The following is a 16,853-nucleotide window of genomic DNA, read 5'->3' as shown; positions in this document are numbered from 1 at the left end:
CCAGCCCGCCCCACCAGGATGATCCTGACCGAACACGATCACGAAATCAGGGGGAATCATGCTGCTCGTCACCGGTGTCTCCGGCGGCCTCGGCTCGCTCGTCGCGGAGCGTCTGGCCGGCCGTGACGACGTCGTCCTCGGCACGCGCGCCGGGCTGTCCGGCACCCGCCTCGTCGACTTCGACGAGCCCGCCACCCTGCCGGGGGCCTTCGCCGGGGTGGACACCCTGCTGCTGATCTCGGCGGGGTACGGCGAGGACGACACCGTGATCGCCCGGCACGAGGCCGCGATCGCCGCCGCCGAGGCGGCCGGGGTCGGCCACATCGTCTACACGAGCCTCTCCGGCGACGGCGACCACCTCCCGTACTCCCTCGCGCACCGCTGGACCGAGCGGCGGCTCCGGCGGTCGGGAGTGGCGTGGACGGTCCTGCGCAACGGGCTGTACGCCGAGTTCCTCACCTGGATCGCGGCCCCGGACGCCGAGAACCGCATCACGGGCCCCCTCGGCGAGGGCCGGCTCGCCGCCGTGGCCCGCGAGGACCTCGCCGAGATCGCGGTCACCGTCGCGACCGCCCCGGCCGCGCACGCCGGGCGCACGTACGAGCTCGTCGGCGAGCGCCCGCTGGGCGGGGCTGACCTGGCGCGGGCGCTGGGTGCCGAGTACGCCCCCTGCACGCTCGCCGAGGTGCGGGCCGCCATCGCCGCCTCGGGAGCGGAGCCGTTCCAGGTCCCGATGCTCACCGGGACGTACTCGGCGATCGCGCACGGCTTCATGGACGGCACGGGGGTGAAGAGCAGCCTGCGCGAGCTGCTCGGGCGGGAGCCGCTGGACGCGCTCGACGTCTTCGTGGCGGCGGTACGCAAGGGGTAGGGCGTACGACGGGGGGCGTGCGGCGGGGGTAGGGCACGGCGTACGACGGGGGCAGGGCGTACGGCGGGGGTGGGGCCAGGGCTACCTCTCGGACGCCCTCCAGTGGTCGTGATCGGCGGCGCCGTCGGCGGTTCGCTTGAGCCATGACCTCAACGCCCTCTCCATCCTCGACGCCGGTCTCCGGCACCGCCGTCCGGCTCACCGCCCTCCGACGCCGTCACCGCGACGTCCGCGCCCTGGACGGCGTCGACCTCGACTTCCGTGCCGGCACCTTCACCGCCGTCATGGGCCCCTCGGGCTCCGGCAAGTCCACGCTGCTCCAGTGCGCGGCGGGCCTGGACCGGCCGACGAGCGGGACGGTCGAGGTGGGCGGCGTCGCCCTGGAGGGGCTGAGCGAGCGGCGGCTGACGCTGCTGCGGCGGGACCGGATCGGGTTCGTCTTCCAGTCGTTCAATCTGCTGCCCTCGCTGACGGCCGCCCAGAACGTGGCGCTGCCGCTGCGGCTGGCCGGGCGGCGGGTGCCCCGGGGCGAGGTGCGTGCGGCGCTTGAGCGCGTGGGGCTCGGCGGGCGGGAGGTGCACCGGCCAGGGGAGCTGTCCGGCGGGCAGCAGCAACGGGTCGCGATCGCCCGGGCGTTGATCACCCGGCCGGCGGTGCTCTTCGCGGACGAGCCGACCGGCGCCCTGGACTCCGCCACCAGCCGCGAGGTGCTGTCGATGCTGCGGGAGCTGGTGGACCGGGACGGCCAGACGATCGTCATGGTCACGCACGATCCGCAGGCGGCGGCGCGGGCGGACCGGGTGGTGTTCCTGGTCGACGGGCGGGTGGAGGGCGAGCTGTACGCCCCGACGGCCGAGCGGGTCGCGGCCCGCATGGCCGGCCTGGAGACGACGACCGGGGCGGAGGCCGTCGCATGCTGACCGTCGTCCTCTCCGGCCTTCGCGCCCGCTGGGCCGCCTTCCTCGGCAGTTCCGTCGCGCTCGCCCTCGGCGTCGGGCTCCTCACCACCATGGGCCTCGGCCTCGCCTCGACGATCGACGCCCCGGAGCGCGAGCCGCGGCGGTTCGCGTCCGCTCCGGTGGTCGTGAAGGGGCGGGACGCGGTCACCGTCGACGTACGGCGGGGTCCTGACACGGCCTCCGCCTCGCAGAAGCTCGACCGTCCACAGCCTGTGGATATCGAACTCCTTGCCGAGCTGAAGGCGCGCTGGACCGTCACCACCTCGGGCGGCCCCGACGCCGTCGGCGTCCATGGTCCCGCCACCGAGGTCCGTACCCTCGTCGGCGACCGGGCCCAGGTGCTCACAGGGAACGACCGGCTGCGCGCCGACGCCGAGCCCGAGCGGGACGCCGAGGCGCTCGTCGCCCTCAACTCCCTCCTCGGCACGGCCGGCGGCGTCACCACCTTCGTCTCCGTCTTCGTCGTCGCGTCCACCTTCGCCTTCGCCGTCGCTCTGCGGCGCCGCGAGTTCGGGCTGCTGCGGACGGCGGGCGCGACGCCCGGCCAGGTGCGGCGGATGCTGCTCGCGGAGGCGACGGGCGTCGGGATCCTCTCCGCGGCCGCCGGGTGCGCGCTGGGCGCGTGGGGTGCGCCGAGGCTCGCCCGGGTGCTCGTGGACGGGGACCTCGCCCCCGAGTGGTTCGGGATCGGCGACGCCACCTGGCCGTACCACCTGGGCTTCTGGACGGGGGTGACCGTCGCCCTCGCGGGCGCCTTCGCCGCCTCGCGGCGGGCCGGGAAGGTCGGCCCGACGGCCGCGCTGCGCGAGGCGGACGTCGACACGGACGTCCTGCCGCTCGGCCGCGCGCTGCTCGGCACGGGCCTGCTCCTGACGGGCGCCGCCCTGCTCGTCTGGACCACGGTCACGGAGCCGTCCGAACTGCTCAAGCGCAAGACGTACACGACCCTGCCGATGCTTCTGATCACCGGCGTCGCGCTGCTCGCCCCGGTGCTGGTCCGGCCGGTGGCGCGGGCGCTGCGGCTGCCGGGCGCGACGGGGATGCTCGTGCGGGAGAACAGCGCGGCCGCTGTCCGCCGTACCGCCGCCGTCGCCGCGCCGGTCCTGGTGACGGTCGCGCTGGCCGGCTCGCTGCTCGGTTCGGCGGCCTCGGTCACGAGCGCGAAGGCCGCGGAGGCGCGGGAGCAGACCCGCGCGGAGTGGGTGGTGACGGGCGAGGAACTGCGGCCGGTGCCCGGTGCCTCGGCGACCGCGACGACGTCCGTCTTCGTACGGGACGGGGCCGAGGCGCTCGTGAAGTACGGGGCCCGGGCGGTCTCCGACCCGGCGGCCTTCGCGGACCTGGCGCGGCTGCCGGTGGTGGCGGGGGACGTGGCGGACCTCGACGACCGGTCGATCGTGGTCAACGAGGAGTGGGAGCGGCGGACGGTCGGCGAGCGGGTCGAGGTGTGGCGCGCGGACGGCAGCGGACCGGTGACGCTGCGGGTGGTGGCGGTGCTGGCCCTCGGGACGGGTGACAACGGCCCGTACGTGACGCCTGCGAACGCGCCGGGCGCGACGGTCGACCGGATCGAGGCGGGGCCCGGCGTGGCGCCGGAGGCCCTCGCGGCGGCGGGCGGGACGGTACGCACGGCGGAGCAGTGGGCCGCCGCCACGCACCCGTCGACCAGCCCGCAGGTCCGGATGGGGCTGCTCCTGGTCCTCGGCATGGCGCTCGTCTACACGGTGATCGCGCTCGCCAACACGCTCCTGATGGCGACCTCGGTACGGGGCGGGGAGCTGGCCTCGCTCCGGCTCGCGGGCGCCACGCGGAGCCAGATCCTGCGGGTGGTGACGGGCGAGGCGGTGCTGGCCGTGGCCATCGGGGCGGTCCTGGGCCTCGCGGTGACGGCGGTCGGCCTGGGGGCGCTGGGGGCGGGGCTCGCGGCGCTGTCGGCGCCGGTGGCGGTGTCCATGCCGTGGGGTGCCGTGGGTGCGGCGGCGGGGGTGTGCGGCGTGATCGCGGTCGCGTCGGCGGCGCTCCCCGCGTGGCGCCTTACGCGCTGAGCGGCGAAGGTGGGTGGACGGGGCGGTGACCAGGGTCGGAGCCGGGCCACCGCCCCGCCCTCGGCCGCCCCGGGCGACGGCCTGGCCACGCCTAAGGCAGCAGCACCAACTTGCCCCGCACGTGCCCGGACTCGCTCAGTTCCTGGGCCCTCGCCGCCTCCTTCAGGGGGAAGGTCTCGGCGATGCCCAGGCGCAGCCGGCCCTCCGCCGCCATCCGGCCGTGGGTGGTCAGCCAGGTGCGGGCGAGGGGCGGGTCGACCGTGACGCCGCTGAAGACGATGCCGTGCTCCTCCGCGTCCGGCGCCGCGATCGTCACGATGCGTTCCTTCGCACCGCCCGTCAGCTCGATCGAGACCGGAAGCGTGTCGTGGCCGGCCGCGTCGAAGACCGCGTCGACGCCCTGGGGCGCCGCCGCCCCGACCCGGCCGGCGAGGCCGTCGCCGTACGCCACCGGGATCGCGCCCAGGGAGCGCAGGTACGCGTGGTTGGCTTCCGAGGCGGTGCCGATCACCGTCGCCCCGGCGGCCACCGCGAGCTGGACGGCCACCGAGCCGACCACGCCCGCCGCGCCGTGCAGGAGGAGGGTCTCGCCCTCCCGCAGGCCGAGCAGGTCCAGGACCCGCTGCGCGGTCTCCCCCGCGACCGGGATGCTCGCCGCCTGCGCCCAGGTCAGGCCGGCCGGCTTGGGGGCGTAGACCTCGGCCAGGGCGTACTCGGCGTATGCGCCGGTGGTCGTCCAGCCGAACACCTCGTCGCCGACCGCGACCCCCGTGGCGTCCGGACCCAGCGCGTCGACGGTTCCGGCGAACTCCAAACCCGGCACGGCGGGGAACGTCGTCGGGTAGAACGCCTCCACCCATCCGTAACGTCGCTTGTAGTCAACGGGGTTGACGCCGACCGCGGCCACCTTCACCCGGACCGCGCCGCCGATCGGCTCGGGCACCGGGACACCGGTCTCGTGGCGCAGCACTTCCGGGCCGCCGAACTGCTCGTACGTGATCGCTTCCATCGCGTCCTCCTCGGGTCGGCCTCCAGCTTCGATCACGGACCTCCTCCGTCCGGCCCGCCCAACGGCCAGTCCCACCTGGCCGAAAGGACAGCCGGTGCGGCCGGCCCGCTGACTACGCTGCCTCGCATGGACGCGCACACGCTGAACTCCGCGTACGAGATCATCCGGCAGCCGCTCGGCCAGATCCTGCCCCGGCTCTCGGCCGTCCTCGCACCGCTGATCCCGCACCGGGCCGCCGCCGAACTCGCCACGCACTGCGCCCACTCGCCGTACAAGACGGTCGGGGAGTCCGGTATCCCGACCGCCGCCGAACTCACCCCGCTGCTGGCCTCCGGCACGCCCGGCAGCCCCTGGCAGGGCCGGACCGCCGTCGGCGGGCGGGAGCACGAGGTCGTCGCCGTCACCAGCGACGCGACCGCGCGCCGTTCCGTCCTGGTCCTCGTACGGGAGGACGGCGCCGAGCCCGTGCCGGACGGCGCCCTGGCCGTCGCGCAGGCGCTGTGGGACCTGGTGACCAGTCACTTCGACCGGTTCGCGGTGGAGGCGATGCCGGGCGCGCTCGCCCGTTCGCGGGCGGCGGCGGACACCCGGGCTCGGGTGATCGCGGAGCTGACGACGGCGCACTCGGCGGCCCTCTCCGGAATCCTCGGGGTGCTCCGCAGCCGGGCCCTGGACGACGGGGCGGCCCGGACCACCGCGACCGACCTCGCCGTCAACGCGCTGATCGAGATGCGGGCCGAGTCGAAGCGGGACCGCTCGGTCGCCGAGGAGCCGGCCCGCGAGGCGTTCGACCGGCTGGCGGAAGGGCTGAAGACGATGCTGCGGCACAGCACGGTACGGCTCGAACTCGTCCCTCCGGACAGCTCACGCTCCTTGGCGGCGGACGTGGCGCACGGAGCGCGGGCCGTCGTCCGGGCCCTGCTGCTCGTGATCCTGGAGCAGGACTCGGTGAGCCGGGTCCGCGTCGGCTGGCAGATCACGGAGCACGAGCTGCGGGCGACGCTGCGCGACGACGGGGACGGCGCGCTCGCCGCCTGCGACCTGGGCGCGGGCAGCGTCACCGACCGGATGGAGGTGCTGGGCGGGCGGCTGGAGATGGACGCCGTCCCGGGCTGGGGCATCACGATCACTGCGACCCTCCCCCTGGCCACCCCCGACGCCCCGATCGCGGCCGTGAACCCGCTCACCGGCCTCGGCGGCCGCGAACTGGAGGTCCTGACCCGTCTGGCGCTGGGCCACCGCAACCGCCAGATCGCCCAGGAACTCCACATCAGCGAATCGACGGTGAAGTTCCACGTCGCCAACATCCTGACGAAACTCGGCGTCGACAGCCGAGGTGAGGCCGCGGCCCTCTTCCACAGGGCGGCGTAGCCGGACGGGCTGCCGGACGGGACGGCTGCTGGACCGGGCGGGGCCGCCCGGACCGTCTGGCCGCCCGGACCGTCTGGCCGCCCGGACGGGGCGGGCCGCCGGACCAGGCGGTACCAGGCGGTACGCCGGACCAGGCGGTACCAGGCGGTACGCCGGACCGGCGGTGCGTCACCGCGTGGCGCGTGCCCGGCGCTGTCGGCGAGGGCGCTGTCAGTGGGGGGTGTCAGACTCGCACCCGTGAGCGAGAGGTGGGCGGTGGACGCCGAGGCGGAGGGGGACGGGGCGCGGCTCGTCCCCCTCGGCCCCGACGCGCTGCCCGCCGGACCCGTCCTCCACGAGCCGGACCTCGTCGAGGCCGTCCGGTCCCGGCCGGGCGTCGCCCGGTGGGTGTGGCGGTCCACGGCGGCGGTCCATCCGCGGCTCCTCGCCGCCGGGGTGCGCGTCGAGCGGTGTTACGACATCGAGGTCGCCGAAGGGCTCCTCCTCGGCCACGAGGGGCGGCTCGGGGAGCCCAGGTCCGCGGCCGCCGCCCTCGCGCGGCTGAGGAACGCTCCCGTACCGCCCGATCCGCCCCAGCGAGCCGCCGAGCCCGGCTCGCAGGACTCCCTCTTCGAGGCGAGACCCAGCGCCACCGCCGTCTCCTTCGAGGACCTCCTCGCCGTCTACGCGGAGCAGCAGCGCCGCCACGAGGGGACCGAGCACCCGGGCCGGATGCGGCTGCTCACCGCCGCCGAGTCCGCGGGCATGCTCGTCGCCGTCGAGATGAACCGGGCCGGGCTGCCCTGGCGCGCCGACGTGCACCGGGAGCTGCTGCACGAGCTGCTGGGCGAACGGTACGCGGGCGGCGGGGAGCCCCGGCGCCTCGCCGAGCTCGCCGACGAGGTCTCCGCCGCCTTCGGCCGCCGTGTCCGGCGCGATCTGCCCGCCGACGTCGTCAAGGCGTTCGCCCAGGCCGGGATCCGGGTGCGGTCCACGCGCCGCTGGGAGCTGGAGGAGCTCGACCACCCGGCGGTGGCCCCGCTCGTGGCGTACAAGAAGCTGTATCGGATCTGGACCGCCCACGGCTGGTCCTGGCTCCAGGACTGGGTGCGCGACGGCCGATTCCGCCCCGAGTACCTGCCCGGCGGCACGGTCAGCGGTCGCTGGACGACCAACGGCGGCGGCGCCCTTCAGATCCCCAAGGTCATCAGGCGGGCCGTCGTGGCCGACGACGGCTGGCGGCTCGTCGTCGCCGACGCCGACCAGATGGAGCCCCGGGTCCTGGCCGCGATCTCCCGCGACCCCGGTCTGATGGAGGTCGCCGGCCACCCCGACGACCTCTACACCCGGCTGTCGGACCGGGCGTTCTCCGGCGACCGCGACCACGCGAAGATCGCCCTGCTCGGCGCGATCTACGGACAGACCAGCGGCGACGGCCTGAAGAACCTGGCCGCGCTGCGCCGCCGCTTCCCCCGCGCCGTGGCCTACGTGGACGACGCGGCGAAGGCGGGCGAGGAGGGCCGGCTCGTACGGACCTGGCTCGGCCGGACCAGCCCACGGGCGGCCGGCGCGGGCGAGGCCGAGGAGGCGGGCATCCCCCAGGGTGGCGGGGACGAACCGGCCACCGGGGAGGGTGAGTTCACCCCCGGGTACGCCTCCGGCAACGCGCGGGCGCGCGGCAGGTTCACCCGTAACTTCGTCGTCCAGGGCAGCGCCGCCGACTGGGCGCTGCTGATGCTCGCCGCGCTGCGCCGCGCCCTCGCGGGGATGCGGGCCGAGCTGGTCTTCTTCCAGCACGACGAGGTGATCGTGCACTGCCCGGCGGAGGAGGCGGAGGCGGTCACCGAGGCGATCCGCGCGGCCGGGGACGAGGCGGGACGGATCGCCTTCGGCGCGACGCCGGTGCGTTTTCCGTTCACGACGGCCACGGTCGAGCGGTACGCGGACGCCAAATGACGGGCGTACGCGCGGAGGTGTGTTCGGACCCGGGGGCGCGTACGGGCATACGGGCATACGGGCCGGGGCCCCGCCGGGGGCCGGCCCGTATGCCCCGTGACGGCACCGCGGGGGCGCTACCTCACGAGAACTTCAGCCACTTGTCGTCGAGGGCGATCGCCTTGAGCTGGTCCGTCGTCAGCGCCGGCTCCGCGCGCGTCGCGTCCTGGTGCTGTGCACCCGTGTTGAACGCGGAGACCACGACCCGGAAGCCGGACGGCAGGATCGTGTCGGCCGTCCACCAGACGACACCGGCGCCGCCCTTCTCACCGGGCTGCTCGGTCACCTTCACCAGTCGCCCGTCGGGCAGCTTCGTGGCGCCGGCGAAGAGCTCTCCCGCGACATCGCTCATGTCCCTCTGCACATTGATCTGGACGAGGCTCTTGCCCTTGCCGTCGTCCACGACCACGTACGCGAACTCGCCCTCGCCGCCCTGGGAGGTCACCGTCAGCCCCTTGGGGAGCAGCGAGCGCAGGGTCGCCCGCACGGCCTCGCCGTCCACCTCCGGCGGCGCGGTGTCCATGCCCGGCAGGACGGGCTTCTTCTGGGGCACAATCAGCCGCTTGAACAGCGGCCGCCACCCCTCGGCGGTGACCAGGGCCTTCAGCTGGGCGGGGCTGAAGGGCGGGTTCGCGCGGCTGATGGCGGACCCCTTCTCGGTCGGGGCGTTGTACTCGCTCGCGTCGACCAGGAATCCGTCCCGGGTGAGCAGCACCGCCCGCCAGTTCTTGGTCTCCACCCGCTTGTCCGGGTACTCGTACCCCTGGAGGACCATCAGCCGGTCGCCGTTCGGCAGCTTCTCGCTGGTGCATCCGTCGTGCGGGACGAAGGTCTCGTCCGGGCACTCCACCTGCCCCGCGCCGCCCTCCACGGTCTCGTCGGCCCGGGAGAGGCTGACGGAGACGGCCGCCTCGCCCCTGCCGTCCTGGTAGACGCCCGAGACGTACTCGCCCTGGGCGCCTTCGTCGGGGATGGTCCAGGTTCCGGCGGGCGTGTTCGCCTTGAGAACGGCCGCCAGGTCCTTGACCTCAAGTGTGGGCGCGGGCCCCTTGGTGGGCGGCGGGGGGGTCGTCTCCTTCGGCGCGGCGACCGAGGAGTCCTTGCCCCCCTTGGCCCCCATGGCCCCCTCGTCCCCAGCGAGCAGGTTTCCGCCGTAGATCCCGCCGACGCCCACCACGGCGAAGGCCAGCACACCGCCGGTCACCGTGGCCGCACGGCGGCGCCGCAGCCGGCGCCGGCCGCGGGTCAGGCCGCCGGCCACCAGCTCGCGGGCGTCCTCCGTGGCGAAGCCGTCGCCCGTGCGGCGCAGGGCTTCACCGAGCTCCTCCGCGAAACCGTCGTGTCCCTCGTTCAGAGGCATGCCGAATCACCGTCTCCGGTCCATGAGTGAAAGAAAGAGTGTGGAAGGGTGCGCGGCGCCGCGTCAGCGGGACGCGAACTCGACGATGCTGCCGCCGAGCCGCTCCCTGAGCTTGGCGAGCGCCCTCGTCGAGCGGGTGCGGACCGCCGCGGAGCTCACATGGAGCGCCTGGGCGGTCTCCTCGACGCTGCGGTCCTCCCAGTACCGCAGCACCACCACCGCCCGGTCCTTGGGCGCGAGGGCCGCGAGCGCGTCGAGCAGGGCGATCCGGAGCGCCGGATCGTCACCGTTCTCCGGAGCCCGGTCCGGCAGCTCGCCCACGGGGCGCTCGGTCGCGGAGCGTCGCCGCCGATGGCTGAGGAACGTGCGGACCAGGACGGTCTGCGCGTACCCGGCCGGGTTGCCGATCCGCTGGACGCGTCCCCACAGGCTGTACATCCGGCCCAGGGTCTCCTGGACGAGATCCTCGGCGAGATGGGTGTCGCCGCTGGTCAGCAGGCATGCCGACCGGAACAGATGACCAGTCCTGGCGGTGGCGAACTCCAGAAACTCGTCCGCGCGGGACTGTCTCATGTCCCTCCCCTCCGTCGCGGTCGCCCTACATCTCATTGACGCGACGGGCCCGGGGAAATGTTTCACACGAGGTTCGTACGAGGTTCTACGAGTTCGAGCGCCCCTCGAACGCCCCGGATTGCTCAGATTGTCCAGAATTGGGTAACTCTGGAGTATGAACGGATTTCTTGTGGATTCCGCAGGGGTCACGACCGCGGCCGGCGTCTGGCAGTCCGGGATGGCCCAGGTACTCGGCGGCCTGGTCGTGGTCGCCGTACTGATCGGCGCGTTCTGGCTGGGGATGAGGGTCAGGGACAAGGAGTCCCCCACGCCCAAGCCGGAGGAGCAGCCGCACCGGCCGGAGGGCGGGCTTCCCGGAGAGACGTCCGAGTACCGCAAGCCGACGGAGATGCCCCAGACCGACGGCGAGCACCGGCTCATGCCGTACGAGCTGAAGAGTGGCACCGAGACCTCGTCCGACCCGCCGAGCGAGGAGAAGCGCAAGTGGGGCGGGATCTCCAGCGGCGGCTTCGGCAGCGGCGGAACGGGGCACGGAGACTGAACGGTGGTCGATCACGCGGTGGGTGCGGTGAGTCACGAGCAGGCGGTGGCGTACCGGCTGCTGGGCTCGTCCGACGAGGCGGACGAAGCGGTGCGCGAGGCGCGGCGGCTGGGTGACACCACCGCCGACGCCACCGCGGCCGTCGCGCGGATCTGCCTGACCAGGCTGCGGTCGCGCGCGGCGCGGCGCGAGGACCCCTGGGATCCGTGGTCCAACGGTGAGCCCGCCGGCCGGCCGCCGCACCGGTCCGAGGAGGCGGCCCTGGAGACGCTGGCGCCCGCCGAACGGGTGGCGTTCGTGCTGCACGACATGTTCGCGGTGCCCGTCGACGACATCGCCCCGGTCCTGGAGCGCACGCCCGCTGCCACACGGCAACTGGTGAGCCGGGCGAGAACGCGCGTACGCGGTACGGAGGAGATGCCGGAGCCCGACCTCGCGCGCCACCGGGAGGTGGTGGCCGCGCTGCTCGCCGCCGTACGCGACGGCGACCCGGCCGGGCTGCGCGAGCTGCTCGACCCCGACGTCCTGCTGCGGGCGGACGCCGAGGCGGTACGGTCCGGTGCGGCGACCGCCCACGGCCCCACGGCCGTGGCGGTCCACCTCGCCGAACGGGCCGGGGCGGCCCGCCTGGCCCTGGTGGACGGCGCGGCGGGCCTGGTGATGACCGCCCCGGACGGCGGGCCGAGCGCGGTGATCGCCTTCACGGTCATCGAAGGCCGCGTCACGGCGGCCGACATCCTGATGGACCGGAACCACCTCGACAGCCTGGACGTGCAGATCCTGCCGGAGTGACCGGCGGCGGACGGGAGGGGTGACCGCGGCCCCGAGGCTGGGCGCGGTCACCCCTCCCGCGCGGTCACCCCTCCCGTACGCGCGGAAGCGGGGCCGGACGGACCGTGGCCGGGTCGGCCTCCGCCGGGAGGGCGCGGCGCGTGCGGACGGGCGAGAGGAAGACGGGGAGGAAGGCGCAGGCGAGCAGGGAGCCGCCCACCCACAAGGTGGCGTGCAGGCCCCCGAGTTCGCCCAGGAGACCCGAGACGGCGGCGCCGATCGCGATGGCGCCGGTGAGCAGGAAGCGGAAGGTCGCGTTCATGCGGCCGAGCAGTGCGTCCGGGGTCATCCGCTGGCGCAGACTCACGCCGAGGACGTTGTCCATCCCGGTCTTGAACATGGCGCACAGCCACCCCGCGCCCGCGATCCAGAGCCAGGGCCCGTGCCCGACGAGCGGGACGAGGAGGCCGGCGGGGGCGAGGACCAGCCCGGCGAGGCCGAGCGTACGGCCGAAGCCGAGACGGGCGGCCACCGCGCGGGCGCAGCGGGCGCCGAGGAGCAGGCCGACGCCGCCGGCCGCCCAGTAGAGGCCGAGGACACCGGCGGAGAGGCCGAGTTCGCGGACGAAGAGAACCGGCATCATCGTGTTGAGGATCTGTGAGCCGAGGTTGGTGAGCGAGGCGGACAGGGCGAGCGCCCGAAGCTCCTTGTTCCCGAGGACGTGCCGTACGCCCGTGGCGATCTGGGTACGCAGCGGCTCCCGCACACGGTCGGCCGGCGCGGCGGGCGCCGCCGCCTCCTTGAGCCACAGGAGCCGTACGGCGGAGGCCAGATGGCTCACCGCGGTGACCGCCACCGCGAGGGGCGCGGTGAGCAACTGGACCAGGCCGCCGCCCGCGCCGCGTCCGGCCACGTTGGTGACGGCCATCAGGCTGACCATGGCGGCGTTGGCCGGCACGAGTCCGTCGCGGCCGACGAAACGGGGCAGGATGCTCTGGCCCGTGACGTCGTAGAAGACGGTCGCGCAGCCGCTGAGCAGCACGACGGCGTACAGCTGAGCGAGGGTCAGGGCGTCGCACCACCAGGCGACGGGCACGGAGGCGAGGAGCAGCCCCCGGACCGCGTCCGCCACGATCAGCATCCGGCGCTGCGGCAGCCGGTCGACCCACGCTCCCGCGGGCAGGCCGATGAGGAGGAAGGCGAGGGTGGAGAGCGTCGCGAGCGCCCCGACCTCTCCGGGGCTCGCGTCCAGCGCCTCGACGGCGATCAGCGGGACGGCGACGTATCCGACGTTGGTGCCGAGTTGGCTGAGGACGGCCGCGGAGAAGAGCGTACGGAAGTCGGGGACGCGCCAGGGTGAGTCGGATCGCATGTCATCGAACCTGCCGCACCCCGACGCGTGAGCACAATCAAATTGTTCTGGCCCGACGCTTAAGAGACCCTAAACCGAGAGGGGAGCCGCCGACTGGCCCGCCCGGTCGGCGATGTGCGCGGGCGGTTCGACACCGGCCGGGAGGACCGGGTCGGCGATCGGGGTGCCGAAGGCGGTGACGACGGGCAGAACCCCGGCCCAGAGCCCCAGTTCGGCGTCGGGGCTCTCCCCGTCGTCCGGCGGGCCGGAAGCGATCTTGACCGACGCCTCGGTGAGGTCGAGGGCGAGCAGCGAGGTCGCCGCCAGCTCCTTCCGGCTGGGCTGCCGGGCGTACTCCCACTGCCCCGGGGCGCATTGCTCCGTGAGCGCCCGTAGCCCGACGAGCTTCTCCTCGGGGTCGGTCACCTCCCGCGGGATGCCGTAGACCATCGCGCACCGGTAGTTGACGCCGTGTTCGAAGACGGAGCGGGCGAGCACAAGGCCGTCGACGTGCGTCACGGTGACGCAGACGGTCGCCTCGGGCGCCTGGACGAGGCTGCGGCTGGCCACGGAGCCGTGCAGGTACAGGCGGTCACCCTCGGTGCCGTACGCGGTGGGCACGACCATCGGGGTGCCGTCGACGACGACGCCGAGGTGACAGAGGAACCCGGCGGCGAGCACCGCGTCCAGATCGGCGCGCCGATGACTCCCCTTGTGCCGCATCCGCCGCAACCGTGTGCGCTCGGTAGGAACGAACTCGTCCGGTGCGGGTACCTGTTCGACGGCGGTGCTCATGCGTGTCCTCTTCGTAGGGATCGCGCGGATCATGCGCGGGGATGCTCCCGGGGTGTTCTACGGGCTCCACCCGCGCACCGCCACCCCTGCCCGCCTGTCGGAATCAGGACATGAAAAAGCCCCAGGTCACGGCGAGTGAGTCCTGGGGCTGATCCGAGCCGCCTTCGGGATTCGAACCCGAGACCTACGCATTACGAGTGCGTTGCTCTGGCCAACTGAGCTAAGGCGGCATGCCGTGCGTTCCCATGGTGGGTGCAGCAGCGACGCCAAGTCTACACAGTTTCCCGGGGTGCTCCTGACCACCCTTGGAGTGGTCCACGACACCCCTCACGTGCAGCGCTTGCCGTCCTTCGGGGCCGTGCCCTCCAGCAGGTAGGTGTTGATCGCCGAGTCGATGCAGTCGCTGCCGCGGCCGTACGCCGTGTGGCCGTCGCCCTCGTACGTCAGGAGCGTGCCGGAGGAGAGCTGGCCGGCGAGGGACTGGGCCCACTTGTACGGGGTCGCCGGGTCGCGGGTGGTGCCGACGACGACGATCGGGGCCGCGCCGTCGGCGGTGATGCGGTGGGGGCGGCCGGTCGGGGGCACGGGCCAGTAGGCGCAGTTCAGGGCGGCCCAGGCGAGGCCCTTGCCGAAGACGGGGGACGCCTTCTCGAAGGACGGGACCGCCTTCTCGACGTCCGCGGGGCCGGCGAAGGCCGCCGGGAGGTCGAGGCAGTTCACGGCGGCGTTGGCGTACATCAGGTTCGCGTACGTACCGTCCGGCTCGCGCTCGTAGTAGCTGTCGGCCAGGGCGAGCAGGCTCGCGCCCTCGCCGCCCATCGCGCTCGTCAGCGCCTCGCGCAGCTGCGGCCAGGCCCCCTCGTCGTACATCGCCGCGATCACCCCGGTCGTGGCCAGCGATTCGCCGAGCTGCCGGCTCTCGCCGGTCGGCACCGGGCTGGTGTCGAGGGCGCGGAAGAAGCCCTTCAGGTTGCCCGAGGCCCCGTCGACGGAGTCCGTGCCGAGGGGGCACTCCGGCCGCTGGACGCAGTCGGCCGCGAAGGCCCGGAAGGCGGTCTCGAAGCCGGCGGTCTGGTCGCGGTTGAGGTCGATCGCGGGCAGTGAGGGGTCCATCGCCCCGTCCAGGACCAGGCGGCCCACGCGGCCAGGGAACAGTTCGGCATAGGTGGCGCCGAGGAACGTGCCGTACGAGGCGCCGACGTACGTCAGCTTCTCGTCGCCGAGCACCGCCCGCAGGATGTCCATGTCCCGGGCCGTCTCGACCGTGGAGACATGCGGCAGGACCGCGCCCGCCCGCTTCCCGCAGCCGGCCGCGAAGCCCTTGAACGACGTGGTCAGGGCCGTGGTCTCGGCGGCCTCGTCCGGGGTCTGGTCGATCTGCGTGTACGTGTCCATCTGCGGTCCCGTCAGACATTCGACGGGCTCGCTGCGGGCCACTCCGCGGGGGTCGACGGCGACCATGTCGTACCGCGCGCGGACGGGGGCGGGGTAGCCGATGCCCGCGTACCCCTGGAGGTAGCCGACGGCGGAGCCGCCGGGGCCGCCGGGGTTGACCAGGAGCGAGCCGAGCCGCTTCCCGGGGCCGCTCGCCGCGACCCGGGAGACGGCCAGCTTGACCTCGCCGGAGCTGGGCTTCGCGTAGTCGAGCGGCGCACGGAGCGTCGCGCACTGGAACTTCGGCACACCGCAGTCGCGCCAGGCGAGCTTCTGCCCGTAGAAGCTCGCGAGAGCCGGATCCGGTGTGCTGGGCACGGCCGGCGGCGCGGCCGCCGACGGGCCCGAAGGCGCGGCGTCGCTTCCGCCCGCGCAGCCGGAGAGGATCGGCCCGGCGGCCGCGAGGGCCGTGGCGGACGTACGGAGCAAACGCCTGGAGTCCATCTCCGGAGGGTATCCGCACACGTACGGACCGTGTCCAATCAGTCGCGCAGAGCCATGGTCATCGCTTCCACCGCCAGCAGCGGCGCGACGTTCCGGTCCAGCGCCTCCCGGCAGGCGAGCACGGCCTCGATCCGGCGCAGGGTCCGCTCGGGTGCGGTGTCCTGGGCGATCCGCTCCACCGCGTCCCGTACGTCCTCGTTGGCGATCGGTGTCCGCGTGCGGAGCTGCAGGGTGAGCACGTCGCGGTAGAAGCCCGTGAGGTCGGTGAGCGCCAGGTCCAGGCTGTCGCGCTGCGTACGGGTCTTGCGCCGCTTCTGCCGCTCCTCCAGCTCCTTCATCGCGCCCGCGGTGCCGCGCGGCATCCGGCTGCCCTGGCCTCCGCCGAGGGCGGCCTTCAGCTCCTCGGTCTCCTTGACGTCGATCTCCTCGGCGACCTGCTTGGCGTCCTCGCCGGCCGCGTCGATCAGCTCCTGCGCCGCCTTGAGGCAGCCGCCGATGTCCGCGACGCGCTGCGGCAGCTTGAGGACGACGGCCCGGCGGGCCCGGGCGCGCTCGTCGGTGGCCAGCCGGCGGGCGCGGTCGATGTGGCCCTGGGTGGCGCGGGCGGCGGCCGCGGCGATCTGGGGGTCGATGCCGTCCCGCCGTACGAGCACGTCGGCGACCGCGTCGACGGGGGGCGTGCGCAGGGTCAGGTGGCGGCAGCGGGAGCGGATGGTGGGCAGCACGTCCTCCAGGGAGGGCGCGCAGAGGAGCCAGACCGTGCGCGGCGCGGGCTCCTCGACGGCCTTCAGGAGCACGTTGCCCGCGCCCTCGGTGAGCCGGTCGGCGTCCTCCAGGACGATCACCTGCCAGCGGCCGTTGGCCGGCGAGAGCTGGGCGCGGCGGACGAGGTCGCGGGTCTCCTTCACGCCGATGGAGAGCAGGTCCGTGCGGACGACCTCCACGTCGGCGTGGGTCCCGACGAGCGCGGTGTGGCAGCCGTCGCAGAACCCGCACCCCGGCGCGCCGCCCAGCGCCCGGTCCGGGCTCACGCACTGCAGCGCGGCGGCGAAGGCGCGCGCCGCGGTCGCCCGCCCGGAGCCCGGAGGGCCGGTGAAGAGCCAGGCATGGGTCATCTTGGAGCCCTCGGGCTCGGGCTCCCGGGCGGCATGGGCGGTGACGAGCGTGTCGGCGTCCCGCGCCGCGGCGGCCAGCTGCTCCTCGACCCGCGCCTGTCCGACCAGGTCGTCCCATACGGCCATGTGCCCTCCTCCGGTACGCCCTCCATTGTGGGGCACCCCTCTGACACCCCCGGACGGCCCGGGGAGGCGGCCCGAAACGCCGGACGGGGGCGCGGCAGAGCCGCGCCCCCGTCC

14 protein-coding genes and 1 tRNA gene are annotated in these 16,853 nt (G+C 74.2%); 7 read left to right on the top strand and 8 right to left on the bottom strand.

The genetic code is table 11. From position 1 onward, the window contains the following. Positions 1 to 58 precede the first annotated feature (58 nt). The 3 genes from ACFY8U_RS17125 (at position 59) to ACFY8U_RS17115 (ending at position 3,875) form a co-directional block, all read left to right on the top strand. The gene (locus ACFY8U_RS17125; RefSeq protein WP_389570750.1) at positions 59 to 871 is read left to right on the top strand and encodes an NAD(P)H-binding protein; all 813 of its coding nucleotides are present in this window, start codon (positions 59 to 61) and stop codon (positions 869 to 871) included. A gap of 143 nt (positions 872 to 1,014) precedes the next feature. Beyond that, positions 1,015 to 1,791, top strand: coding sequence for an ABC transporter ATP-binding protein (locus ACFY8U_RS17120; protein ID WP_389570747.1), 777 nt, complete (start codon positions 1,015 to 1,017; stop codon positions 1,789 to 1,791). Beyond that, positions 1,785 to 3,875 (top strand): ABC transporter permease, encoded by a 2,091-nt coding sequence (locus tag ACFY8U_RS17115; RefSeq protein WP_389570740.1) that lies wholly within the window; start codon positions 1,785 to 1,787, stop codon positions 3,873 to 3,875. Before ACFY8U_RS17120 ends, ACFY8U_RS17115 begins: the two co-directional genes overlap by 7 nt. Before the next feature lie 91 nt (positions 3,876 to 3,966). Here ACFY8U_RS17115 and ACFY8U_RS17110 read toward each other — a convergent pair whose 3' ends face one another. Continuing rightward, positions 3,967 to 4,884 carry an NADP-dependent oxidoreductase gene (locus ACFY8U_RS17110; RefSeq protein ID WP_389570738.1) on the bottom strand — a complete coding sequence of 306 codons (918 nt, stop codon included), beginning with the start codon at positions 4,882 to 4,884 and terminating at the stop codon, positions 3,967 to 3,969. A 126-nt stretch (positions 4,885 to 5,010) separates the two neighbouring features. On the opposite strand from ACFY8U_RS17110, the gene ACFY8U_RS17105 reads away from it, so the two are divergent. Then, positions 5,011 to 6,255 (top strand): LuxR C-terminal-related transcriptional regulator, encoded by a 1,245-nt coding sequence (locus ACFY8U_RS17105; RefSeq protein WP_389570735.1) that lies wholly within the window; start codon positions 5,011 to 5,013, stop codon positions 6,253 to 6,255. A gap of 237 nt (positions 6,256 to 6,492) precedes the next feature. Beyond that, a complete protein-coding gene (locus tag ACFY8U_RS17100; RefSeq protein WP_389570731.1) occupies positions 6,493 to 8,190 on the top strand; it encodes a bifunctional 3'-5' exonuclease/DNA polymerase in 1,698 nt (565 codons plus the stop codon). Positions 8,191 to 8,311: 121 nt separating this feature from the next. On the opposite strand, the gene ACFY8U_RS17095 is transcribed toward ACFY8U_RS17100, so the two are convergent. Next, positions 8,312 to 9,589 (bottom strand): hypothetical protein, encoded by a 1,278-nt coding sequence (locus ACFY8U_RS17095; protein ID WP_389570728.1) that lies wholly within the window; start codon positions 9,587 to 9,589, stop codon positions 8,312 to 8,314. 63 nt (positions 9,590 to 9,652) lie between these two features. Continuing rightward, positions 9,653 to 10,162, bottom strand: a complete 510-nt coding sequence (locus ACFY8U_RS17090) for a SigE family RNA polymerase sigma factor (RefSeq protein ID WP_389570725.1) — start codon at positions 10,160 to 10,162, stop codon at positions 9,653 to 9,655. Positions 10,163 to 10,316: 154 nt separating this feature from the next. On the opposite strand from ACFY8U_RS17090, the gene ACFY8U_RS17085 reads away from it, so the two are divergent. Both ACFY8U_RS17085 and ACFY8U_RS17080 read left to right on the top strand, forming a co-directional pair. Then, positions 10,317 to 10,703 carry a DUF6479 family protein gene (locus ACFY8U_RS17085; protein WP_361442174.1) on the top strand — a complete coding sequence of 129 codons (387 nt, stop codon included), beginning with the start codon at positions 10,317 to 10,319 and terminating at the stop codon, positions 10,701 to 10,703. 3 nt (positions 10,704 to 10,706) lie between these two features. Then, the gene (locus ACFY8U_RS17080; protein ID WP_389570722.1) at positions 10,707 to 11,495 is read left to right on the top strand and encodes a sigma factor-like helix-turn-helix DNA-binding protein; all 789 of its coding nucleotides are present in this window, start codon (positions 10,707 to 10,709) and stop codon (positions 11,493 to 11,495) included. Positions 11,496 to 11,559: 64 nt separating this feature from the next. On the opposite strand, the gene ACFY8U_RS17075 is transcribed toward ACFY8U_RS17080, so the two are convergent. The 5 genes from ACFY8U_RS17075 to ACFY8U_RS17055 form a co-directional block, all read right to left on the bottom strand. Then, a complete protein-coding gene (locus ACFY8U_RS17075; protein ID WP_389570719.1) occupies positions 11,560 to 12,846 on the bottom strand; it encodes an MFS transporter in 1,287 nt (428 codons plus the stop codon). Positions 12,847 to 12,915: 69 nt separating this feature from the next. Beyond that, positions 12,916 to 13,620 (bottom strand): pyridoxamine 5'-phosphate oxidase family protein, encoded by a 705-nt coding sequence (locus tag ACFY8U_RS17070; protein WP_389570717.1) that lies wholly within the window; start codon positions 13,618 to 13,620, stop codon positions 12,916 to 12,918. Between the two features lie 156 nt (positions 13,621 to 13,776). Further along, positions 13,777 to 13,850 (bottom strand) — tRNA-Thr (locus tag ACFY8U_RS17065). A 97-nt stretch (positions 13,851 to 13,947) separates the two neighbouring features. Beyond that, the gene (locus tag ACFY8U_RS17060) at positions 13,948 to 15,498 is read right to left on the bottom strand and encodes an alpha/beta hydrolase (RefSeq protein WP_389570714.1); all 1,551 of its coding nucleotides are present in this window, start codon (positions 15,496 to 15,498) and stop codon (positions 13,948 to 13,950) included. Positions 15,499 to 15,536: 38 nt separating this feature from the next. After that, positions 15,537 to 16,739 carry a DNA polymerase III subunit delta' gene (locus tag ACFY8U_RS17055; RefSeq protein WP_361604758.1) on the bottom strand — a complete coding sequence of 401 codons (1,203 nt, stop codon included), beginning with the start codon at positions 16,737 to 16,739 and terminating at the stop codon, positions 15,537 to 15,539. Positions 16,740 to 16,853: the final 114 nt, after the last annotated feature.

This window comes from Streptomyces sp. NPDC012508 (assembly GCF_042902595.1).
Classification (GTDB): Bacteria; Actinomycetota; Actinomycetes; order Streptomycetales; family Streptomycetaceae; genus Streptomyces.
The sequence above is the reverse complement of the archived record's forward strand: the minus strand, read 5'-3'. Positions and strand labels throughout refer to the sequence as shown.

Coding starts and splice junctions, on each gene's coding strand:
- ACFY8U_RS17125 (WP_389570750.1), top strand. CDS start 59: ATGCTGCTCGTCACCGGTGTCTCCGGCGGCCTCGGCTCGCTCGTCGCG.
- ACFY8U_RS17120 (WP_389570747.1), top strand. CDS start 1,015: ATGACCTCAACGCCCTCTCCATCCTCGACGCCGGTCTCCGGCACCGCC.
- ACFY8U_RS17115 (WP_389570740.1), top strand. CDS start 1,785: ATGCTGACCGTCGTCCTCTCCGGCCTTCGCGCCCGCTGGGCCGCCTTC.
- ACFY8U_RS17110 (WP_389570738.1), bottom strand. CDS start 4,884: ATGGAAGCGATCACGTACGAGCAGTTCGGCGGCCCGGAAGTGCTGCGC.
- ACFY8U_RS17105 (WP_389570735.1), top strand. CDS start 5,011: ATGGACGCGCACACGCTGAACTCCGCGTACGAGATCATCCGGCAGCCG.
- ACFY8U_RS17095 (WP_389570728.1), bottom strand. CDS start 9,589: ATGCCTCTGAACGAGGGACACGACGGTTTCGCGGAGGAGCTCGGTGAA.
- ACFY8U_RS17090 (WP_389570725.1), bottom strand. CDS start 10,162: ATGAGACAGTCCCGCGCGGACGAGTTTCTGGAGTTCGCCACCGCCAGG.
- ACFY8U_RS17085 (WP_361442174.1), top strand. CDS start 10,317: ATGAACGGATTTCTTGTGGATTCCGCAGGGGTCACGACCGCGGCCGGC.
- ACFY8U_RS17075 (WP_389570719.1), bottom strand. CDS start 12,846: ATGCGATCCGACTCACCCTGGCGCGTCCCCGACTTCCGTACGCTCTTC.
- ACFY8U_RS17070 (WP_389570717.1), bottom strand. CDS start 13,620: ATGAGCACCGCCGTCGAACAGGTACCCGCACCGGACGAGTTCGTTCCT.
- ACFY8U_RS17060 (WP_389570714.1), bottom strand. CDS start 15,498: ATGGACTCCAGGCGTTTGCTCCGTACGTCCGCCACGGCCCTCGCGGCC.
- ACFY8U_RS17055 (WP_361604758.1), bottom strand. CDS start 16,739: ATGGCCGTATGGGACGACCTGGTCGGACAGGCGCGGGTCGAGGAGCAG.